A 22,446-nucleotide genomic window follows, 5' to 3' on the forward strand; every position below is an offset into this window, starting at 1 on the left:
TTAGCCTGCGGCGCATGTTTGAAACCGGGGGGCGCCCCGTTGCGCCTCACTTTTCTTTGCTTCGCCAAAGAAAAGTAAGCAAAAGAAAGGCGACCCCACTCGCGAATCCTTCGCTCGCCAGGGGGCCCGCAGGTCAAAAACCGAAACGGACCGTCTGTTACTTCGATGGCTCAGCTGCCGCTCCGCGGACGCGACGCTCAGTCGGAGCCCCTTCGGGTCTCCTACCTTCGCGCGCTCAGGAGATGGCGTGGCATAGCTGCGACCGCTGGCCTCGTTGCCTTCGGCAACATCGGGTGGGCGTGGTGGCTGGGCCGTGACGATGATCCATAGGGTGGGTCGTGACCCACCAGCCAAAGCCATCGCTACATCACCGCGATTTGCACGTCCCGCGCGGTCGACAACCTCAATGGGTCTGCCCAGGTTTACGGCGGGTGACTTTGAAACCTTTAACCGCTTAGCCTGCGGCGCATTTTTGGTACCCGGGGTGGCCGTGACGATGATCCATAGGGTGGGTCGTGACCCACCAGCCAAAGCCATCGCTACATCACCGCGATTTGCACATCCCGCGCGGTCAACAACCTCAATGGGTCTGCCCAGGTTTACGGCGGGTGACTTTGAAACCTTTTACCGCTTAGCCTGCGGCGCATTTTTGATACCCGGGGTGGCCGTGACGATGATCCATAGGGTGGGTCGTGACCCACCAGCCAAAGCCATCGCTACATCACCGCGATTTGCACATCCCGCGCGGTCAACAACCTCAATGGGGCTGCCCAGGTTTGCGGCGGGTGACTTTGTCCGGCTTTGTCGGATCGGTTCTTTCTGCGTGCAGCCTAAATCAGTCATCTCTAATATTTACTCATCAATTCAAACACTTGCTGCGCCTCGCTGGGGCGTGGTGGGCTGGCGTGGCTCGATGCTGGTGCAAACATTGTGCGCAATACGTCGTGATTCATTACGCGCGTAACTGGCATGTTTCGTGCTGTAACCATGCTGCAATAGTCATATCCATGAAAGCCTTGACATGGTCAGTCTGGCCTCTATGGTAGAGATTGCCTTGCATTTGTAATAAATCGCCTTACGAAACGTGGCGCGCCGTTGTGGTCGCCACGTTTTGTTGGTTCAGGCACCCGGCCGTGACAGTCACGTAGACCCGTGCGACGACGGCTTGATTTCAACGTCTTTTCAAACAGAAGAGTGAGTTGCTATTCCATGAAAAAACTGAACCTGGCTCAAGCCGTTACGCCTTTGCGGCTGACGGCAATGGCTATGCTGCTAGCCACCACCTTTGCCGTTAGCGTTCCGGCGCAAGCGGCGGTACGTATTTCGGCGGATGCGCGCGTCAAGGATCTGGGCGCCGCCCGTGCGGGGGATTTAAAGACTGTTACGTTGGCGATGGGCTTGCGCAATCAGGCTGCGCTTAATACCTATCTGGCCAGCCTGACCAATCCGGCCAGCCCCAATTACCGGCATTTTCTGACCCCGGCGCAGTTTGCCGCGCAGTACGGGCAGAGCGCCGCCACCGTGGCACAAGTGACCAAATATCTGGCCGCGCAAGGCTTTCAGATCAACAAGGTGTTTGCCAATAACCTGTTGATCACCGTGACCGGCACCAACGCGCAATTTGCCGCCGTGTTCGGCACCAGCATCCATAGCTACACCGACAGCGTTCATACCTGGCAAGCACCGGCTACGGCCGTTGCTATCCCGACCGCCATCGGTGGGGTGGTGACGTCGGTGGCGGGCTTGAATACCCGGCCGCGCCTGGGCTCTTATGCCACCAGGGTACCCAACAGCGGCAAATTGGCCGGTGATGCCGTCGGGCTGAGCAACGCCAAGCCGAAAGCCACCGCGGGCAATGCCTTTGGCGACTGGACCGTGGCTGATCTGGCGGCCAAATACAACATCAATCCGTTGTACGCCAAGGGCCTGACCGGTGCCGGGCGCACCATCGGCATTGCCACGCTGGCGGGTTACAACCAGTCGGATGCCTATGACTACTGGAAAGCCGTGGGCCTGACCGTCAAGCCGAACCGCATTACCGATATTTCGGTGGACGGTGGGGCGGATGCGGATGCGGGGCCGGGTACGGCCGGGGCGGGCGAGACCACGCTGGATGTGCAGCAATCGGGCGGCGTGGCGCCGGGGGCGGATATTCGCGTGTATATCGCGCCGAACACCGATGCTGGCTTTCTTGATGTGTTTGCGCAGGCCATCAACGAAAACGTGATCGATACCTTGTCCGTGAGCTGGGGCTCGCCGGAAATCTTCTACGACCAGGCCATGCTGGACGCGTATCACGCGGTATTCCTGCAGGCGGCATTGCAAGGCATTCCGGTGATTGCGGCGTCGGGCGATGCGGGTGCGTTTGATATCAACCGCAGTTACTACTATCCGGCATGCACCACGCTGTTGTCGGTTGACTTTCCGGCCGCCGATACCGGCGTGCTGGCAGCAGGCGGCACCACCTTGCCAAATACCTTCCAGCACAAGCTGGGGCCGGTCACCGAGCTGTATGAACGGCCATGGGGCTGGAATTATCTGCAGGATTACATCGTCAAGTACTACGGCACGGCCACGTATTACTCCAACTACTACACGGTGGGTGGCGGCGGTGGCGTGAGCGTGACGCAGCCAGTGCCTGACTATCAGGCCGGTCTGGCGGGCGTGCAGGTTTCGGCTTCGGCGCAGTCGATGTTTTGCGGTCCGCTGCTTGATGGCGCCGGGTTCACCAGCTGGACCGACGTGATTGATATGCCCGCCAAAGTGGCCGGGCGCAATCTGCCAGACGTGTCTTTGAACGCCGATCCGTATAGCGGCTATACCGTGCTGCAAGACGGTGAGTGGGGCAGCGGCAATGGCGGTACCAGCTTTGTGTCACCGCAATTGAACGGGATTCTGACCCTGATTGCTTCCGGCTTGCCGGGCCGCGTCGGCCCGATCAATCCGCAGCTGTATTCACTGTTCAAGAGCAAAGGCTACGCCAGCGGCTCGCCGTTCAAGGCCATCACGGCCGGGGATAACGAGTATTACAAGGCCAGCGCCAGCTATAACCCGGCCAGCGGCCTGGGTTCGCTCGACGTTACCGCCTTGAGCGCAGCCTTGGGCGGCAAATAAGCCAGGCTCATAGATTGACACCATCACTTTCAGGACTTGCCATGACCCGCTTTAAAACACTCGCACTTTCTGTGCTGGCCGCGGCCAGCTTTGGCGCAGCCAGCGCGGCCCACGCCGTGGTTGAAACCAATGTTTTCTTTCTGCCCCCCAGCACCGTCGACACCCCAGGCGATACCGATTTGTCGTGGGACTTCTCCAACGATGTCGCCGGTGGCGGCGATCGGTTGAAGGGCGATACCTTTGACGATCTGTTTATTTTTAATGTGCCGGACACGCGCGAAATCAGCTTTACCGCATGGGCTGATGCGCTGGGCATCAAGTTTGATAATTACTTGTATGTCGGGCCGTGGGGCGACGGCACGTCGCCCACTTTTGGCAGCGGCAGCAGCGTCGGTTTCTTTATCAATGGCGGCGACGTCACGCTGGACAGCGGCACTTACTACTTTGAACTGACCGGCACTTATCTGAAAACCGGCGCGACTTACTCCGGCATTCTGGCGGCCATTCAGCCGGTGCCGGAGCCAGAAACCTGGGCGCTGATGGCGATGGGTGGGATAGGCGCGTGGGCGGCCAGCCGACGTCGGCGCGCGGCAAGCAAGCAGGTGGCTTCAGTCGCGCTGGCTTGATGGTGTTGGCGCGCTGGCCGCTGCGGCGGCCGGTGCACTGGCTGGCGCTGCTGTAGATTTGCCACGGACGGGGACAACGCATGTGTTGTCCTCGTTTGCAATGCGGCGGCGCTTGTTGCTGATCGGCGTGTACAACAATGCCGGGCTGCTTGCGGCGGCGGCCGCCGCCGGGCCTGGCGTACAGGCCGTAGCGGGCAGGCTGGCCGCGCTGGCCAGCAGAAATATCAATGCAATCATGGCTGTAATCCGCAACAAGGTTTTCTAGTATGGGCATACCACCGAACGCGGCAGGAGCCCGTTATGACAGAAGCAGCAGAACCGACCTCACAGAATGCAGACGGACTGTTCGAGCCGTTTGATGTGGCGCAAGTGCCGCTGGTGCAGCATCGCCATGGTCTGCGCTTTGGCATGGATTATCGCCATCTGAGTAGCTACGGCGGGGGCAGCCAGATCAGCGTGTCGCTGGAAACCTTGCCGCCCGGGCGCCAGGCCAACCCCGCGCATTATCACCTGCTGGAAGAAGAACACGTATTGATCCTTGAGGGCAGTCTCACCTTGCGCCTGGGCGACGCCCGTTATGTGATGACGCCGGATCACTATGTGTGTTTTCCGGCCGGGCAAAAGGCGGGCCATGCGCTGATCAACCACACCGAGCAACCCTGTCGCTATCTGGTCTGGGGCACGCCGCATCCGCATGATGTGGCCATCCATACGGACAACGGCTTTGTGCAAGTCAAACTGACCGGACGTGGCTATGCCGACAGCGTGGTGCCCGGCTACTGGGATGGCGAAGACGTCGACACGCCCGCACAGCCTTAGGCTACGGCGGCAGGCGGGCCCGGTTTATATATTGGTCCCGGCCTCAGCGTCGTCGTGGCTGTTGTGGCCTTGCTGCAGACGAGTGCGGACAAAGTTGACGTGCTCGCGCAGCACATAAAATGCATCGGCGTGCGCCAGCGGCATTTTCAAGCGGTTGACGGCGTTTTCGATCTGGTCGAGCTGGCGTAGCAAGGCCTCGCGCTCTGCCCCCACCGCATTGGCCATCGCGCCTCGTTCAATGGCAATCAGCGCGCCGTACCAGCGATAAATGCGCGAGCGCACGCGCCAGCGGTACAGCGCGGGCAAAGCGCGCAGCGTGGGTATGATCAGCACCGCCAACGGCAGCAGCAAGACCAGCATGCGATCGGCCAGACTGGCCAGCCAGAACGGCAGCGCGCGATAGAAAAACCCTTTGCCCGATTTGTAATAGCGCGCGGCGTCTTCGCTGATGCGGTATTCATGGGCCACCGGGTTGGGAAACTCGCCCGCATGCTGCAACAAGCCTGATTTGCCATGAACTTCTTGCGCGGCCTCGATCAACAAATCCGAAATCGCCGGATGCAGGCTGGCGCGCGCCACTAATTCCACCATCGGGCTGACCAGATGCACCGTATCGGGCGGAATGTTCTGGCCCAGATCCAGCACGCCAGCGGGCAGATCAATTTCGTTGAGATAGCGAAAGCGCCGGGTATAAGCCGCAGCCTGGCTGAAATCGAGCATCGCAATGCCCGGCGTTTTGAACAGCCGCACCATGGTGTTACGCGCCGTCGAATCGCCATTAAGGATGACCGCGTCTACCGTGCCATCCACCAGTTGCCTGGCTGCGTCTTCGCCATCCATAGGCAATAGCGTGGTCGGGCCGCCGGGCGTAATGCCGTTGGCCTTGAGCAAATCCAGCGCCAGCACGCGCGTGCCGCTGCCCACCTGGCCGATGGCGATGCGCTTGCCGGCAAATTGTGACAAGCGCGATACGCCTTCGCCGCGATACAGCACGATCACCGGCGCATAAAACATGCTGCCGAGTGACATCAAGCGCGAAGTATCCAGGCCTTGTGCGACGCCGCCTTGCACCAGCGCGATATCAACGTGCTGGCTTGGGTCGAGCAGGCGCCTGAGGTTTTGCAGCGAGCCATCGGACGGCAGGATTTTCAGCGTAATGCCATTGCGCGCCAGGATTTCTTTATAAGCCTGCGCAGCGGGCAAAAACGAGCTGTCCTGCGCCCCGGCGCTGATAACCAGGGTGCGCGGCGGGGCAGGCTCGACCAGCCAGAACAGGGTGGCGAGGGCCAGCAATATAATCGCGACTATGCCACCCCATAACATCCACAAATCGCGGCGCGGAATGACCAGGCGGCCTTGCTCCAGATGCGGCTGTGGCCGCGGCGTGTGCTGCATGCTGCTCCTTTATAAAACCGAGCCGATGACGTCGACGATCAAGATCTTGACGATGGTCATGGCCGGAAAAATCATCGCGTAACGCACATCAGGCTGGTCGGTGGGCGTCAGTTTGTTGCAATAGGCCAGGATGGCCGGATTGCCGCAGGCACCCGCCACAATACCGGCGAGCTCGTCGTAGGGCAGCTTGTACACAAATATGCCCAACAGCAGCACCGGCAGCGCCAACGCCAGCAACACGATTGCACCCAGGCCCAGCATCAGCAGGCCGGTGTCGGCGATGGTGGCGGCGAACTTGGGCCCGGACGACATCCCGACTTGCGCCAGAAACAGCGTCAGGCCCAGGTTGCGTAACACCATATTGGCCGACAGCGGCATGGTCCAGTTAATGCCACGGGTGCGGCGCACGATGCCCAGCAGCAGCGCCACAATCAACACCCCGCAGACACCGACCGCCAGTTTGCCGATCACCGGCATGGGAATCTGGATGGCGCCCAGCAAAAAGCCCAATGCCATACCCAGGCCAATCGAGATATAGCTGAACTCCGCCGTGCCTTTGATCGAGTCGCCGAAGTACTTGCGCAAGGTGGCAAATTGGTCACGCTGCGCCAGCATGCCGATGCGGTCACCAAACTCGATGACGGCATCCGGGTTGGGCATGATGTTGGTATCGCCGCGGCGCAACTGCGTAATGACGACGCCAGGCCCACCAGGCACATCCAGATCGCCCAAGGCGCGCCCGACTATACCCGGGCGTGAAGCAAACACGCGCAGATAATCGAGGTCGGTGCGGTCGCGGATCAAGCGCCCTGGCGTGAGCTCGCCAAGGATGGCGCTGACTTGCTGCAACACGTTGGCGTTGCTGACCACCAACAGCACACCGTCGCCCGCTTGCGCCACCAGCTCGGGCGCTGCTGGCTTGTTGTGGTGGCCGGTTCGCAGGGCGACGATTTGCGCATCGGAGGGCAAGGCGGCGGTGATCTCGGCCAGTGTTTTGCCGACCAGATCGGGGTTGTGCAAGGTGACTTCCAATGCGCGTGCGCCGGTGGGGGCGGCAGCGTCGATTTTCGGCTTGAGCAGCAGAAACGCGATATACAACAGCAGAATCGGCCCGGCCACGCCAAAGGGATAAGAGATGGAATAGCCGACCGCGGCATCATCATTACCCAGCGTGGCGATGGTGGCCTGCAACGACGCCGTGCTGGTACCGGCACCGGCAAACAGGCCGAGGGCATAGCCGAGTTTGATGCCGGTGAATTTCTGGATCAGCAAAGTCACCAGCGCCGCGCAGACCACGCCGATAATCGCCAATAGATTGGCCCGGCGCCCGGCCACGCTGGTCAGGCCCAGCAAGAACTGGCCGCCATATTGTATGCCCACGGTATACAAAAACAGCGCCAGCCCGAGTGTGCCTATCATCGGGGCGGGCGCAGCTTTGGGCACTAGCCAACCCACCGCCAAAGCCACGAATAACACCGCACCTACACCCAGTGAAAAGCCTTTGATATTGAGTTCACCGGCCAGGTGGCCCAGTGCGATGGTCAGAAACATCACCATCAACGGTTGTTGTTCCAGAAATGCCTTGATGACTTCCATAGCCGTCCTTGTCAGATGCGGGCCCGCTGCGCCCGCCTCTTAATATAGTGGGCGCATTGCGATCTAACCGGACAGAACGGGGCAGGGAATCGGGCCTGGCTTAAACCAGGGTGTGGACCAGTTGGGTGAGCTGAAAAATCATCCCGGCCAGACCCAGCGCCACGGTGATCAGCGCGCCGAACAGTATGCGGAAATCACTTTTGATTTCGTGCTGGATGGCGATAAAGCGATCGTCGACGCGATCAAAGCGTTTTTCCATATAGTCTTCCAGCCGATCAAAACGCTGGTCGACTTTGTCGAAACGACGATCTACCTCGGATAAGCGCTGATCGATACTGGCCAGGCGTAGATCGATGCCATCCATGCGTAGGTCGATGCTGTTCAAGCGTAGCTCTATGTGGTTCAAGCGCTGATACACCTCTGCGAATTGATGCTCCACCGCTGTGAACTGACCGCGTATGCCAGAAAAATCCAGAGCAACTCACAGTGGCGGCAGTCGCCATCAGAGCCGCTGTGTACCACCAGGCTGTGGCGGCGTATATCGGCGTCTTCGGCGGCCGGGTCTACGGCGAGGGGCATGATGCGATCCTTGTGATTGAGTGCAGCCAGCTTGCGCCAAATGCTTGCCGTCAGCAAAGGATTTCACCCTCAAAAAATTGAGCCAGATCAATCCTGAAATTTCTGAGAATGCTTAATAAATTCAGTCACTTCGAGAATGAACTTCTGGTCGTCATACACCTCGCCATGCAGCGGCACGGCGCCAGCTAGTCGTGCCGCCAGCACAAAGCCATGGCGACGTAAAAGCTGTTCTGAAGCGACGTTTCCAGCCGTCACCCACGCCTGCAGCGTATGCAGTCCGCAGTGCTCGAAGGCAAAAGCGATGACTGCCGCCGTCGCCTCGCTGGCGTAGCCCTTGCCCTGCCATTGCGGCAGCAGCAAATAGCCCAGGTCCGCCATTCCGGACTGCTGGATTTGCATGCCATGCACACCGATCGTTGCGCCGCTGGTTTTGAGTTGCATGACCAGGGTAAGCCAGTGCCGTGACTGTGCTGTCCATGGTGGCAGCCGGCTGGAAAACCTGGCATCCAGATGGTGATCGGATTGTGGATCGGCCACGTAACGCATCACCTCCGGATTGCGGTGCAGGGCAAAAAACAGGGCGCGGTCCGCCGCAGTCAGCTGGCGTAGCACCAGGCGCTGCGTTTCGAGCTGGATGGGGGCATGCATGGATCGGCTTTTCAGTGGGCGCTTGAATGAGCTGATTGTGGAGAAATTCGGGCCATAAGCAAACTTTGATTTAGTGCAGATTGGCACTATTCACGTGTCGCCAATGCGCCTTGAATTTGCCGGAGTGGTTTCGATGAGTAATGAATCTGTGGCCTGGAAGCCAGCGTGTTTATCCACGCGGCTGGTGTTTCTGGTAATCGGTGTCGCCACCGCATGTTGGGCGGTGATGGTGCCGTACGCCAAGATCCGGCTGCAACTGGACGACGCGCAACTGGGCAGCATATTGCTGGCGTTGGGCGGGGGCGCCATGGTGGCGATGCCGCTCACCGGGCATCTGATCAAACGCTGGGGCAGTGCGCAATTGATCCGCGTGGCGGGTGCTTTGCTGGTGGTGTCGATTCCGGCGCTGGCGCTGGCGCCCACACCATGGGCGCTGGCGGTATTGCTGTTTATCTTTGGCGCGCAGCACGGTGTGCTGGATATCACCGTGAACAGCCAGGCCGTAGCCGTCGAAAACATCGCCGCACGGCCGTTGATGTCGTCGTTCCACGGCTTGTATTCGGCGGGAGGCCTGGTCGGCGGCGCTATCCTGGCGGCCCTGCTCAAGTCCGGCTTGTCGCTGGGCGTTTGTGCGGTGGCGGTGGGATTGTTATGCGCGATTGCTTGTGTCTGGAGTTACGCCGCGCTGATCCCGCATGGCCCGGCCGAGGCGGCCGAACACAAAACCCATCTGGCGTTCAATAACCGGGGCGTGGTGATTATTGGCGCGCTGTGCTTCTGCGCCTTTTTGACCGAGGGCGCGATGCTGGATTGGGGCGCCGTGTTTTTGCGCTTTGAACGTGGCGTTGATGAAGCCAGTGCCGGCATTGGTTTCTCGGTGTTCTCGGTGGCAATGGCGGTGGGGCGGCTGACGGGCGATCGCATCATCAAGGCCTTTGGCCCGTTTCGCGTGGTGCTGGGCGGCAGCCTGGTCGCCGCCAGCGGCGTGCTGACCATCGTGCTGGCGCCGTTACCGGCCTTGAGCGTGGCAGGGTTTGTGTTGGTGGGCCTCGGCGCTTCCAATATCGTGCCGGTGTTGTTTGGCGCCGCCAGCCGCATGCCGGGCGTGCCCGCCAGCGTGGCGCTGCCCACTGCGGTGATGATGGGTTACACCGGCATCCTGCTCGGGCCGGCCCTGGTCGGCTATGCCGCACACGCGACGTCTTTGCCTCTGGCCTTTGGCGGCATCAGCCTGCTGATGCTGGCGATTACCGCCAATGCCTGGCGCGTGCGCAACACGGCGCATCCTGCCAATCAAGACGCCCCCACCGGCGCGCCGCTTAGCCAGCGGAGTTAGGGCTGGCGCTGCTGCCTGCCGGGCGGGCGGCCTGATCTTGCGCGGCGCGCGGGCGGGTACTGGCGGTGGCATTGCCGCTTTGCATGGCTTTCTTGAAGCCCGGATAGAGCAGATCGTTACCAAACGCGCTCAGGTGGTCGGTGTCGGCAAACACCGGTTTACCGTCGATATAGCCTTTGCAGATTGCGCCCGGGCACAAGGTATCAAACGGATCCCACACTTTGACGCCGGGCTCGGTGGCCACTTCCTGCAGCAAAGCGTTGGCGCGCGAACGGCGATGCAACATCTCGCTGCGGGTCGGTTCGGTTTCCGAGCGGCAATATGAATTGATGCGGTTAAACCAGTCAGCGCAGCGGAATTGCGCCACCGTCACCACCGGCTTGGGCGCTTCCAGAATCACGTTGATGCCCTTGTCGACCAGGGGTTTGAGTGCGGTCTGGATTTGCTCCGCCGCCACGTGATCCTCGGGCTTGATGGCCAGATCAATCTGGTCGGTTGGCAGATAGGTTTTGTCCCAGATATCGCGAAAGCGCCGGGTGTACAGACCGGCCAGCAACAGATAGTCACCTTGTCTGGCTTCGGTTTCGATGCGTTTGAGCGCCTGCACCCGGAACTCGGGGCAACCGGCCACCGTGCCGGCGTCGAGATAGCCCACCAGCTTGCAACCGCCCATGGTGACAATCTCAACCTGATAACCGTCCTTGGCCGCCAGCCGCTGCGCCATGCGCTCATACGAGCTGGCATGCGAATCACCAAATATATAGATGTGCTGCGGCTTTTCCTGCGCGCAGTCGCTGCCGTCAAAGGCGATGATCATGCCGCCTTGCCAATGGCTGAACGTCTTGGGTGCAGCGCAGTCGCCCACTTGGTGCGGCGCATAGGTCTCCGCCGACCAGACCTGTTGATCACGTGCTGCAAACAGGCCGATCTCAGGTTTGCCCAGATACAGCGCGGTGCTGAAAATCGACAGCACCACCAGCGCACTCGCCACCACGGAATAGAACTGGCGATAACCGCGTTGGCCCAGCCACGGATTAAACCGCAGCGGCTTCTCGATCAAGACATAGCTGGCGATGGCAAGGGCGGTCATCAACACCATGGACAGCGCTTGCAGGGCCGGGGTGTCGATGCCGGTGGTCCAGCGCATCAGCACGATCACGCCCCAGTGCCACAGATACAGCGAATACGAAATCTTGCCGATGGCGGTAAACAGGGGATTGGCCAACAGGCGGTTGACCAGGTTGGTGCTGCCAAACACCGTGCCGATCACCAGCACGCTGGTTGCGATACATGGCAACAGCGCCCATGGCCATGGAAACATTTTCTCGTTGGCAATCCACAAACCCACGCCCAAAGCCAGCAATGCCAGCAGGCTGAATGCGCCGTGCTGGTTCAGGCGCTGCAGAATGCGGCCGGTGCTGCCGTCGGGGTTTTTGCACAACACAAAGGCGAAGAAGCCGGCGCCGAGTTCCCAGAAGCGCGTGGGCAGCATATAAAACGCGGTTGCGCCATTGCGCGGGGTCAGCCAGGCGCAATACAGCATCGAAGCCAGCGTAATAAGCCCCAGGCCCCACAGCAGTTGCTTGCGCCGCTGGGGCGAGGTGCGCGGGCTGATCAGAATCAGATAAGAGAAAAACGGAAACAGCAGGTAGTACTGTTCTTCGACCGCCAACGACCAGGTGTGGGTAAACGGGTTGTAGGAACTGGCGGCGGCAAAATAGTCGCCCGAGGTATACAGCAGCACAAAGTTACTGAGGCCGAACAGGGCGGAAATGCCGGTGACTTCAATAAAGCGGCTGTAGGGCGGAATAAACAGCGTGGACAGCAGCGACATCAAGATAATGAATACGGCCGCTGCCGGCAGGATGCGCAGCAGGCGACGCCGATAAAACCACTGAAAATAAACCAGCAGGCCCTCAGTGGGCGCCGAGGCCACTGATTTGGCCACCACAAAGCCCGAGATCACATAAAAGATATCAACGCCAATAAAGCCGCCGGGCAGCCAGGCGGACTGGATGTGGAACAGGATAATGGCCAGCACGGCCACCGCGCGCAGGCCATCTATGGCCGCGATATGTGCTTTACGTCCAGAATTCATGCGGGTCCATCACTCCAGATTGCAAGGGCTGCAGCGCAGCGGGGTCGGCCGCGACTGCGGACGGCACGTGGCGTCCTTGGGCACTATGCCAAAAGCTTAAACGAAAGACAAGATAGCTTACGTGGTGATGTCGCCTACGCGACTTGCCATGCGGTATAGGTGGCGTCGTCTGTCAGAAGTTCCTTTACAGATTGCAAAAAAGTGGCTGGATGCTGCGGCGCAGCAGCATGCTTTGCTGACAAGCAGTACAAGCTTTTGCCGCGTTGCAGCAAAGCTGTGCACAGAAGCCACACCGCAAGCCCGCGACTAGCGGCGGCGTGCCTGTATGCATTTATCATGGCGCCCCTTAGTTCCGTCCACGAGCGGCACTACGTTTGATTAACGGCGCTAGTGCGGCCTGCGTATCCCTCGGCGCCGCATCGCCCTTGCAGAAGTTTTCATCCGGCATGCTCAAGACAAAAAAAGTATTCACGGCCGCATTGACGGTCGCCGCACTGGCGGCATCTTCCCTGGTTCACGCAGACATCAATGTCGGCCAGTCGGTGGCCACCTCCGGCCCCGATGCCGCAACCGGCAAAGCCATCGCGCTGGGCGCGTCCATCTATTTTTCGCATCTGAATGCGGAGGGTGGTATCGCTGGGCAAGAGGTCAAGCTGACCACGCTTGATGATGGCGGCGAACCGGCTCGCAGCGTCAGCAATACGCTCGATCTGGTTAACAAGAACGATGTGGTGGCGCTACTTGGTTATCAGAACGGCGACGCGGTGCGCAAACTGCTCGATAGCAAAACGCTGGAAAACGCGGGCGTGCCCTTGGTGGGCGTTGATTCGGGTGCGGAGAATCTGCGCAAGCCGGGCAGCCCGTATCTGTTTCATTTGCGCGCCAGCTCCAGCCAGGAAATCGAAAAAATCGTTGCCCTGCTCAATGGCAAGCTTGGCATGAGCAAGTTTGCCGTCCTGGCGCAGAAGGACGGCGCGGGCGAAGCCAATGTTGCCGCCCTCAAGGCCGAGCTGGCGCGGCGCAAGCTGCAACTGGTGGGCGAGGGCTGGTATGACAAGACCGCCAATGACACCCAGACGGCTGCCGGCGCCTTGTACAAAGTGCAGCCGGACGCGGTCATTCTGATGGTGCCGTCGGCCCCGGCCGCCAGCTTTATCAAACAGTTCAAGGGTCTGGGCGGCACGGCGCAGTTGTATGGCTTGTCACAGATTCAGGCCACCGAAGTGGTGCGCCTGGCCGGTGCGGCTGCCGCCTCCGGCCTGGGGATTTCGCAGGTCTACCCGTCGCCAGCCAGCTATTCCGGCAAGCTGGTGCGCGAATTCCAGTCCGATGCCAAACCCTATCTGAACCAGGGTGTACCGGAATATGCCTTGCTGCAAGGTTATCTGGCCGCGCATTTGCTGGCCGATGCCCTCAAGCAAGCCGGCAAACGTCCAACCCGCCCGCTGGTATTCAAAGCGTTGAGTTCCTTGCAGAAAGTGGATCTGGGCGGCTATGTGCTCGACTTTGGCGATGGCCGCGTCGGTTCGCGTTTTGTCGACATGACGATGATTTCGCCGACCGGGGCACTGGCGCGTTAAGCCCGCCACAGCGCCGCCATCAGCACCCACCCGGACCCTCCTGCAGAGGGCCGGGTTTTTTATCGCCTTAAACCAGCCGACAGAACGGGGTAAACGCCATGTGCGATCGGGCCGTTGTTACTTTGGGGCGCTGGCTATACTGCAAACGTCGCGCTTGCTGCGCCCACCTTGTTCATTACGGAGTGCCAACCATGTCCACCATCGCGCTGACCCCTGCTATCGAAACCGGTGAAACCGGTGGTTTGCACCGTACGCTCACCACGCTGGAGGCCGCGCTGGATTACGCGCTGGTCAAAAAAGAAAGCGAACACACGCCCAACCCCGAAACCTGGCAAGTCACCTTCAATGCCCTGGCCGAAGCCGCCAACAGCCACAATCCGGCCGACGTCAGCGCCGCCTATGCGCAACTGACCAAAGCCATCGGCGAAACCCTGCGCGCCGAAGGCAAACAGCCGTACTGAGCGTGAGCGCCAGCCCCCGTTCCAGCGCGTAGCCAGGCGGTTTAAGCCGCCTTGCGACGTGCCTGGCGTGCGCTAGACTGAACCCTGCCACACGCATTTAAAAAACCCTGTTCATTATTCAAAAACAAGATCAGTAGGGGGTTCGGGGATGTTCATGCACAAGCAGAAGGCGCTGCTGCAGCAGCAATGCCACGCCCTGGCACAACAAAAGGGCTTGCTCGACGCCATCAACCGTTCGATGGCGGTGATTGAATTCAATCTGGACGGCGTCATTCTGGATGCCAACGCCAATTTCCTGCGGGTAGTCGGCTATAGCCTGGCCGAGCTGGTTGGCCAGCACCATCGCATGCTGTGCCAGCCCGGCTACGTCAACAGCCCGGAATACCAGCAACTGTGGCAACGCCTGCGTCATGGCGATTTTGTTTCGGGCAAGTTCCGGCGCGTGGGCAAAGGGGGCCGCACCATCTGGCTGGAGGCCAGCTACAACCCGATCCGCGATGAGACCGGGCAAGTGGTGCGCGTGGTCAAATTTGCCCAGGATGTCACCGCCGTCACCGAGGAAGAACACGAATACCAGAACAAGATCAAGGCGGCGGACCGGTCGATGGCGGTGATTGCGTTTGCGCCCGACGGCACCATCCTCAAGGCCAACCAGAATTTCCAGAATGCGGTGGGTTATACCGAGGCCGAACTGGTGGGCCAGCATCACCGTCTTTTGTGCGATCCGGCGTATACCTCCAGCCCGGCCTACGCCACGTTCTGGCGGCGGCTGGATGCGGGCGAATATATCTCGGGTCTGTTTGAACGGCGCGGCAAACACGGCAAGGTGATCTGGCTGGAGGCCTCCTACAACCCGATGTATGACGAAGATGGCCGTCTGTATAAGATCGTCAAATTTGCCACCGACGTGACCGAACGCGAAATGAGTATCCGCAAAGACATGCAACTGGTCGGCAGCATGCGCGCTTTGTCTGCCGAGACCGCAGCCGTGTCGCGTGACGGCGGTGTGGTGATACAGAAAACCGTCGAAGAAATGGGCTCGATTGCGGCCAGCGCCAAGAACGCGGCCGGTTTGATCGAGACGCTGGGCACGCAAACCTCGCGCATCAACAGCATCGTCGCCACCATCCGTGCCATTGCCGATCAGACCAATTTGCTGGCGCTCAACGCGGCCATCGAAGCCGCCCGCGCCGGGGAGGCCGGACGCGGTTTTGCGGTGGTGGCGGACGAGGTCCGCAAGCTGGCTGAGCGCACCACGCAATCGACGGCAGAAGTTGCGGGCATGATCGCCAGTATCGACAGCGGCACCGGTGATGCCATCAGCAGCGTGCACAATATGCTGGCGCAGGCTGAGCAAGGCCTGACGCACGCCACTCACGCTGGCGCGGCCATCCGCGAAATCCTCTCCGGCAACCAGAAAGTGGCCGGCATGATCGGCCAGTTTTCGATGAGTGACGCCGCCAGCGCTTAGTCCGTGCGCTATCCGCGCTGCGGACATCTACACCATCCGGCGTCGCCGTACGGCGCGCCGGATTAATCCCACTATCATCGCCGCCCTGTGTATCTGCGTTACGCAATGACGCAAATCACTACAAAACAAAATACGGGGTGTACGAATGATGCGAGTGAGTGCGTGGCTGCTGGCAATGTGCCTGGCGGCAGGCTTGAGTGCGTGTGGTGGCGGTGGCGGTGCCGATGGGTCGACGGGCACGGCGGGCAATACCGGCGCCGGCGGTGTCGCCAGCGGTGGTAACAACGGCAGCGGCAGTAGTGGCAGTGGCGCGCCGGTGGACGGCGCTGGCAGCGGCAGCGCTGGCAGCACCACGCCAGTGCCGATAAGCAGCGCGGACCGCGTCGCGGCCGCCGCGGCCAGTGGCAACCCGGCGGGTCTGACCAGTGACGATGCTGCCACCTTGCTCGATATGGCCATCGCCAGCGCCACCAGCACGCGGGATGCGCAGGCCAGCATCCTCGCCAACATCTATGGCAACAGCACGCTGGTGCCCAGCCTCGCGCTCAATATCGGTACCAACAGCAGCGATATCGCGCCGCGTGCCGCGACCACTGCCATGACCTTGCTGGCGGCCGATGACGGCAGCAGCCTGGCCGCGATTGCCACCTACGGCAATGGCCGCGCGCTGGCCTATGGCGCCGACGTGCTGGCATGGATGGCGGGCAGCACTAAAGAACAGCAGCACTATCCGTTGTTCCGCCGCGCCTGGGGCTGGTTGCTGAGCGGCAACGCCAACAGCGCCCTGCCAGCCAGCGTGCGCTACGCCACCGCCGGTTACGCCGCGGCCAATGTCAAAGCGCTGATCGAACGTACCGGCAGCACCGCCGTCGCCGTCAGCTGCGATCTGACCAGTCCATCCAATACCTGCTGGAACAACGCTGATGTGCTGGTGTTTGGCGGTAGCGTCGCCAGCAATGCCGGGCTGCAGGCGCTGGTAACGCAATATCTGGCGGCGGGCAAAGCCGTGGTTTACATGCAGCCGGGCTGGGGAGATTCCGTCGGCGGGCGCCAGGTGTTGGCGGGCATGGGCATGACTTTGGGCGGCTATCCCGGCAACTACTTTGCCGCGACTGCGGCGGTGTCGGTCAGCAGCACGCGCACCATCGCAGCGGCCCTGGCCAGCGCCGATACCTTGACGCCGCTGGTGACTACGCTCAATCAGCTCAAGCAAGCCAGCATCAGCGTCGATCTGGCCAGCGATACCAGTTCGCCCAGCGCCATCACCCGCAGCATGAACGAGCTGCAAACACTGCAAAGCGCCAGCGTCGATCTGTTTGCCGGAGACGCGCGTTACGCGCTGCAGCGCCTGCTGGTGTTATGGGCCGATCTGTGGCGGCCCAATATCGTGTACGGCAAGGTGTTACGCAGCGATGCCGCTAATTTTCTGCGCGCCTATGCCGCGGATTCGTGGGTGGATTACAACCGCGTCGGTACCCGCGTTTCGCCAGGCGGGCAGGGGGATTACATGCCTGCCTCGGCGCAGACCATGGCCGTCGCCAGCGATTGGGAAGAGATCGAGGTGACCATCGCGCAAGCCAGCGGCAATACCTTGATCGGCCGCGCCGCCATACCCGGCAAACCCTTGCAGATTCAGGTGGTCGATGCGGCAGGCGCCAGCAGTCTGGGTATCCAGACCAGCTATATCCGCACCTGGGGCAACCCGTTGACGGACAGCGATGCGACCTATCTGCGGCCACGCCGCCCCAATTCCTTCAACATTCCGCTAACCACGGCGACGACGAATTTTGTCACGCCGTTTGGGGGCCCGCTGGTGCTGTCATATAGCGGCGCCACCGCCAACAGCGTGGTCAAACTGCGCGTGAAAGGCGGCGCCAAATACGCGCATTTTGATTTCACCCGCAGCATGAGCGCGACTGACACGGCCGATGCCCTGGCCGCCCTCAAAGCAGGCACGTTTGGCTGGCAAACCACCAAGCTGGTCGGCGGCGAAATCGAACAGACCACCAAACTGGCGCAGGCGGTCATCGGTAATACCGATCCGGCCGTGTACGTTAACCAGCGCATCCGCGATGGTCTGTTCATGAGCAACCACATCGCCAATGGCTACAACGACGCCGGCATGACCACCGAAGTGGCCAATCTGTGCGCCACGCTGGGCTGGACCTGCGATGGCCCGATCCATAACGCGCCGGTGGTGCAGCACTTTGTCGGCTGGCTGGCCGCCTGCGGTTATCTGTGTTCGGGCAACCCGATCGATGGCTATGCCGGTATTGATATCGGCTGGGGTTACGCGCACGAAATGGGCCACAACACGGTGCAGCGCGTGATGCATATCGTGCCCGATGGTACTCACGGCTGCGTGGTGGAATGCGATAACAACATTCTTGCCAGCACCACCGCCTTGCGCGTGTACAAAACGCTGGGCATCGAAATCAGCGGCGGCCATCCGCTCGATAACCCGGGCCTGTACAGCCTGATTGTGGCCAACCGCAATACGGGTCTGAGCGGCGATGCGCAGATTGCCGATATGGAAACGCGGGTCTGGAGCAACCCCAGTCAGGACGTGATGCGGCCGGTGCATTTCCAGCTGGCCTATCTGTTTACCCGCTATCGCAGCGGTCTGGCCCAGCCCACCATGGAAACCACGCTGGATTTTTTCAGCCTGCTGACCAAGGGTGACCGGCTGGTGGCCAAAAACTTCAGCAGCGCCAACGCCGCCAGTTACGGCATGGGCCGCTATGCCAGCAACACAATAGGCAATTCAGATCTGCTCTACGTATTGAGCTCGAAGATCATCGGCCAGGACTTGCGCAAGATGTTTGCCATGTATGGCATTCCGCTCAGCGCGGATGCGCTGGGTTCGATTGTCGATCTGGGCTTGCCGGTGGCGCCAGCGCAGTTCTATGCCTTGCCAGCGCTCAAACATAACCAGTTGCAGACTGGCGTCTGGATGAATATCGACAGCAGCACGCCGCCGTACCCGGTCTGACGGCCAGCGCAATCAAGCGGCCGCCGCCGGTGCGACGGCGGCCGCACATTTCTGGCGTAAAAACGTCTGCAGCATGCTGACCCGTCCCGACGCCATGGCCCGATGCGGGCATACCAGATACAGCGGGCTGCGTTCTCCTTCCCACTGCGGCAAAACATCGACCAGCGCGCCGCTGGCCAGATCGGCCGCCACATCCAGCCGTGACTTATACGCCACGCCGTGCCCGGCCACGGTCCAGCGCCGCGCTACATCGCCGTCATCACACAGGTGATCGCCGCTCATTTCTACTTCTACGGTCTGGTCACCCTGGCTGAAGCGCCAGCTGGAATAGGGGCGGCCGTTCAGATAAAACAGGACGGCTTTGTGTTGCGCCAGTTGCGTCGGATGCGTCAGCGGGCCGTGTTGTCGTACCCACGCCGGGCTGGCACACAAAACCCGGCGATTGGTTTCAAGGATGGGCAAGGCCACCATGCTGGAATCGGCCAGCACGCCGTAGCGCAAAGCCAGATCGACCGGCTCGCGATACAGGTCGCTTTGCCGATCGCCTATCTGCAACTGGATACGCAAAGCCGGATGCTGCAGCTTGAGTTCATCCAGCCAGCCCAGCAGCCGGTTGCGGCCGAGGTCGGACGGCGCGGACAGCTGCAACACGCCGCTCCAGCCCGTGGTTTTATGCCGCAATGCGGCTGCGCCCTCGTGCAGCGCGCCCAAGGCCAGCCGCACGCTTTCCAGATAGCGCGTGCCGTCTTCGGTCAGGCGCATGCTGCGGGTGGAGCGCACAAACAAACGCGTGCCCAGCCGGTCTTCCAGCCGCTTGAGCGCCACGCTGGCCGCCGCAGGCGTGATATCGAGCGCGCGCGCGGCCGCCGAGATGCTGCCGCTGTCGGCGGTGCGCACCAACACTTCAAGATCAAGAATGGAGCTCATCGGATCATTCCGGAATCAATGCGCACGGATGGTAGCGCATCGAGTCTGACTCGGCTTGCCCGGCATGACTGATTCCGTTGCATAGGGTGGGTCGAGACCCACCCATCAAAGCCGGTGATTCGGAATGCGATGGCTCAATCCAGTCACGGCCGACGATATGACCCGCGAGTTTCTCGTCCTTGGCGACGGCTTTGCGTGGTGGGTCTCGACCCACCCTATGCCCGGAGCTTTTGATAGGCCGTTAAGAATTGGCGCATTTCTTGCGTGGCGGGGCGGTCGCGCGGGTCTTTGCGTTGTAGCGCGGCGGCGATGCCGCTTTCGATCAGCGCGATTTGCGCATCGAGCAGGGCGTGCACGCGCTCGCGCCAGATCGCATCGTGCAAGGCCAGATGCGCCAGCAAGGGCACCAGTGGCAGCGATAGATACCCGTCCTGCAGATTGCGCCCTGAACGTGCCAGCTCCGGCCGCAGTATTGCATGCAGCGCGTCGCCCCACAGCGTGCGGTCCCGCGCCAGATCAGCGCGTCGTTGTTGCAGCGCGCCCAGATATTCCGGTTCTACCACCTGCAGCTGGCGCAGCAATATCTGGCCCGCGCCAGCCACGTTTGGCTGCAAGCAATCCGCCCCGATAAAGGCCGCGCTTTCGGCGCGTTGTGGCAACAAGAGGGCTTGTTCGGCGTCCGGTAACAACGCATCCAACGGCACCACGCGGCAGGTGGCTGGCTTATGCGCGCCGTGCACGCCACAGCGCTGATCGCTTTGCAGCGCCGGACAGGACGGCTGGCTAGCCCACTGATAGCCTTGCAGCAGCAACACCAGATCATCGGCCGCACCGCCGGGCAGCAATTGCGCGGCCAGTGCGCGTTGGCCGGCCGATGCATTGCGCGGCAAACGCCGCACGCTGATGCAGCCTATAAACGTGTGCCGGTGCTGCCACAGTTCATCCAGCGACAGCAGCGGTGGCGAGTTACAGCAGCGGCCGCAGGCGGTGCAATGCAGCGACCAGTCTGCGCTTACCATGGCCGCCGCACCGAATCCTGATAGCGCGTCAGTACAAACGCGGCCACCGCCGGAGATTGATACGCGGCGCGCCATTGCGCTGTCCATGCGCCTGGCGTGACGGCAACCAGCACGCCCGCCCACGGTGACCGTGCATCTTCCATACCCAGGCCATCGCGCGCCGGATACAGCTGGTGTTGCATGGCAAAGTCGCCCGGCAACGCCACCAGCGCCAGATCGGGCAGGGCGGCCAGCAAGCGGGGCTCACTCAGCGCCAGCAGCCGGTAGCCGCGCGGGTTGCTGCTCACGTCGGCAATTCGTGCATGGATGCCAGCGTTATCGCGCAACTGGATCAGGCCGTAGTTCTGCAACAAGATCAAGGCGCGGCTTTGCGCGGCCGGTTCTGCCGGAATGCCGATCCGCGCGCCGTTACGCAAGGCGCGCAGATTGGGGAGTTGGCGTGAATACAAACCCATGGGCAAGGTAATGCTGGTGCCGACTTCCTTGAGCGCGCCTTGCTGCCAGCGCGCCAGGGTTTGCGCATCGGGCAGGCTGGCGCCATCGACCGCGCCGAGCGCCACTGCGGCGTGCAGTTTTTCGAGATCGGCATAGGGCTGGATTTGCAAGGTCAGCCCGCGCGCTGCCGCCACCTGCGCCGCCTGCTGCATCACCTCAGCGTCGATGCCGTCCACTACGCCGATCCGTACTGTTTGCGCTTGCGCCAGGCCCGCCAGCAGTGCCAGCGCGCCTGCGCTCAATTGCACAAATGTCTTTATCACTTCAGCCTCGCAAAATGGTACGGAAGCCGATATGCGACGCGGGCAAATCCGCTTCTTGCGCCTCGCGTGACGAAGCACGGTAGCGCACGCAGTAATCGGGCGAGCACAAGAATGAGCCGCCTTTGATCACCATCGGCGTATCGGATTTACGCGTGGTGGCCTGGTTGGCCACGGCCGCGGTATCGCCATTGCTGTGATATTGATGCACGCCGCTATAGGCATCGCGCGTCCATTCCCAGGCATTGCCGATCATGTCGTACAGCTTGAAATCGCTGGCGGTGTAGCAGCCCACTGCGGCCAGACCGGCGTTGCCGTCTTCCGCGCTGTTGACTTGCGGAAACACGCCTTGCCAGTAATTGGCCGACGGTTTGCCGTTGGCGTAACGCGGCGCTACTTCCAGCTTTGCGCCATCGTGGCCCGCTTTACCGGCGTATTCCCATTCCGCTTCGGTGGGCAGATCGCGCCCCAGCCAGTGCGCATAGGCCAGTGCATCCGCTTGCGTGACCAGCGTTACGGGATGATTGTTTTGTGCGCTCTCCAGCTGGCTGTCCGGGCCGGTGGGATGACGCCAGTCCGCGCCTTTGACCCAGCTCCACCATGCATACGGCCGCGCATGCAGCTCGCTATCGGTCGGCACGTGGAAAACCACTGCGCCGCCCTGGCGTTCGGCATCCGTCACGTAATGCGTTTGGGCCACAAAGCTGGCGAATTGCGCATTGGTGACTTCGGTCTGATCAATCCAGAAGCCTGCAACATGGGTTTTGCCGTCGCCCGCCGGGCGTTCATCGGCATAACCCAGCGTGGTGCCAAAGGTAAAACTGCCCGCGGCCACGTGCACCATGCCGGCATTGTTCTGTTTGCCCCAGCCCGCAGGCAGCCCGGAATACTGGCTGCATTGCTGCGGCGTGCCCAGGGCCGCCAGCGGCGGATGTTCCGCCACCGACTGCGCCTGGGCGCGCCAGGCCGCGCCACCCGCCAGCGCGGCCAAAACCACGCTGGCGATTACAACGGTGTATGCGCGTTTCAT

17 protein-coding genes and 2 pseudogenes are annotated in these 22,446 nt (G+C 61.3%); 10 read left to right on the forward strand and 9 right to left on the reverse strand.

Translation table 11 applies throughout. The features are described from left to right. Positions 1 to 1,209: 1,209 nt before the first annotated feature. From ACYQ1A_RS03570 to ACYQ1A_RS03585, 4 genes are all read left to right on the forward strand, one after another. Positions 1,210 to 3,114: a S53 family peptidase gene (locus ACYQ1A_RS03570; protein ID WP_499360263.1), complete on the forward strand. Its 1,905-nt coding sequence runs from the start codon at positions 1,210 to 1,212 to the stop codon at positions 3,112 to 3,114. A 41-nt stretch (positions 3,115 to 3,155) separates the two neighbouring features. Further along, positions 3,156 to 3,740, forward strand: coding sequence for an FxDxF family PEP-CTERM protein (locus tag ACYQ1A_RS03575; RefSeq protein WP_499360265.1), 585 nt, complete (start codon positions 3,156 to 3,158; stop codon positions 3,738 to 3,740). Positions 3,741 to 3,822: 82 nt separating this feature from the next. Further along, positions 3,823 to 4,005 carry a hypothetical protein gene (locus tag ACYQ1A_RS03580; protein WP_499360266.1) on the forward strand — a complete coding sequence of 61 codons (183 nt, stop codon included), beginning with the start codon at positions 3,823 to 3,825 and terminating at the stop codon, positions 4,003 to 4,005. Between the two features lie 35 nt (positions 4,006 to 4,040). Beyond that, on the forward strand, positions 4,041 to 4,559 hold the full coding sequence (locus tag ACYQ1A_RS03585) for a cupin domain-containing protein (protein WP_499360267.1): 519 nt from the start codon (positions 4,041 to 4,043) through the stop codon (positions 4,557 to 4,559). A gap of 24 nt (positions 4,560 to 4,583) precedes the next feature. Here ACYQ1A_RS03585 and ACYQ1A_RS03590 read toward each other — a convergent pair whose 3' ends face one another. From ACYQ1A_RS03590 to ACYQ1A_RS03605, 4 genes are all read right to left on the reverse strand, one after another. After that, positions 4,584 to 5,954, reverse strand: coding sequence for a TAXI family TRAP transporter solute-binding subunit (locus ACYQ1A_RS03590; protein WP_499360269.1), 1,371 nt, complete (start codon positions 5,952 to 5,954; stop codon positions 4,584 to 4,586). Positions 5,955 to 5,963: 9 nt separating this feature from the next. Further along, on the reverse strand, positions 5,964 to 7,550 hold the full coding sequence (locus ACYQ1A_RS03595; protein WP_499360271.1) for an aspartate:alanine exchanger family transporter: 1,587 nt from the start codon (positions 7,548 to 7,550) through the stop codon (positions 5,964 to 5,966). Positions 7,551 to 7,650: 100 nt separating this feature from the next. Further along, positions 7,651 to 7,935, reverse strand: coding sequence for a hypothetical protein (locus ACYQ1A_RS03600; RefSeq protein WP_499360272.1), 285 nt, complete (start codon positions 7,933 to 7,935; stop codon positions 7,651 to 7,653). Between the two features lie 281 nt (positions 7,936 to 8,216). Continuing rightward, positions 8,217 to 8,741: a GNAT family N-acetyltransferase gene (locus ACYQ1A_RS03605; RefSeq protein ID WP_499360274.1), complete on the reverse strand. Its 525-nt coding sequence runs from the start codon at positions 8,739 to 8,741 to the stop codon at positions 8,217 to 8,219. Positions 8,742 to 8,910: 169 nt separating this feature from the next. On the opposite strand from ACYQ1A_RS03605, the gene ACYQ1A_RS03610 reads away from it, so the two are divergent. Then, the gene (locus ACYQ1A_RS03610; RefSeq protein WP_499360276.1) at positions 8,911 to 10,113 is read left to right on the forward strand and encodes an MFS transporter; all 1,203 of its coding nucleotides are present in this window, start codon (positions 8,911 to 8,913) and stop codon (positions 10,111 to 10,113) included. On the opposite strand, the gene ACYQ1A_RS03615 is transcribed toward ACYQ1A_RS03610, so the two are convergent. Next, positions 10,097 to 12,211: an acyltransferase family protein gene (locus tag ACYQ1A_RS03615; protein ID WP_499360278.1), complete on the reverse strand. Its 2,115-nt coding sequence runs from the start codon at positions 12,209 to 12,211 to the stop codon at positions 10,097 to 10,099. The genes ACYQ1A_RS03610 and ACYQ1A_RS03615 overlap by 17 nt on opposite strands. A gap of 446 nt (positions 12,212 to 12,657) precedes the next feature. On the opposite strand from ACYQ1A_RS03615, the gene ACYQ1A_RS03620 reads away from it, so the two are divergent. The 5 genes and pseudogenes from ACYQ1A_RS03620 (at position 12,658) to ACYQ1A_RS03640 (ending at position 18,715) form a co-directional block, all read left to right on the forward strand. After that, positions 12,658 to 13,791, forward strand: a complete 1,134-nt coding sequence (locus ACYQ1A_RS03620; RefSeq protein WP_499360280.1) for an ABC transporter substrate-binding protein — start codon at positions 12,658 to 12,660, stop codon at positions 13,789 to 13,791. 191 nt (positions 13,792 to 13,982) lie between these two features. Continuing rightward, positions 13,983 to 14,252, forward strand: a complete 270-nt coding sequence (locus ACYQ1A_RS03625; RefSeq protein WP_499360282.1) for a hypothetical protein — start codon at positions 13,983 to 13,985, stop codon at positions 14,250 to 14,252. A 238-nt stretch (positions 14,253 to 14,490) separates the two neighbouring features. Beyond that, positions 14,491 to 15,168: pseudogene (locus ACYQ1A_RS03630) on the forward strand (PAS domain-containing protein); the annotation flags it as partial. A 120-nt stretch (positions 15,169 to 15,288) separates the two neighbouring features. Continuing rightward, positions 15,289 to 15,723 (forward strand): annotated as a pseudogene (locus ACYQ1A_RS03635) (methyl-accepting chemotaxis protein); the annotation flags it as partial. Positions 15,724 to 15,868: 145 nt separating this feature from the next. Then, entirely contained in the window at positions 15,869 to 18,715 is a 2,847-nt protein-coding gene (locus ACYQ1A_RS03640; protein ID WP_499360284.1) for an ImpA family metalloprotease, read from the forward strand. A gap of 12 nt (positions 18,716 to 18,727) precedes the next feature. Here ACYQ1A_RS03640 and ACYQ1A_RS03645 read toward each other — a convergent pair whose 3' ends face one another. From ACYQ1A_RS03645 to ACYQ1A_RS03660, 4 genes are all read right to left on the reverse strand, one after another. Next, complete coding sequence (locus tag ACYQ1A_RS03645) at positions 18,728 to 19,642, reverse strand: LysR family transcriptional regulator (RefSeq protein WP_499360286.1); 915 nt, start codon at positions 19,640 to 19,642, stop codon at positions 18,728 to 18,730. 215 nt (positions 19,643 to 19,857) lie between these two features. Then, complete coding sequence (locus ACYQ1A_RS03650; RefSeq protein WP_499360288.1) at positions 19,858 to 20,661, reverse strand: YkgJ family cysteine cluster protein; 804 nt, start codon at positions 20,659 to 20,661, stop codon at positions 19,858 to 19,860. Then, a complete protein-coding gene (locus ACYQ1A_RS03655) occupies positions 20,655 to 21,419 on the reverse strand; it encodes a MetQ/NlpA family ABC transporter substrate-binding protein (RefSeq protein ID WP_499360290.1) in 765 nt (254 codons plus the stop codon). Before ACYQ1A_RS03655 ends, ACYQ1A_RS03650 begins: the two co-directional genes overlap by 7 nt. Before the next feature lies 1 nt (position 21,420). Continuing rightward, positions 21,421 to 22,446: a formylglycine-generating enzyme family protein gene (locus ACYQ1A_RS03660; RefSeq protein ID WP_499360292.1), complete on the reverse strand. Its 1,026-nt coding sequence runs from the start codon at positions 22,444 to 22,446 to the stop codon at positions 21,421 to 21,423.

This window comes from Silvimonas sp. JCM 19000 (genome assembly GCF_054652575.1).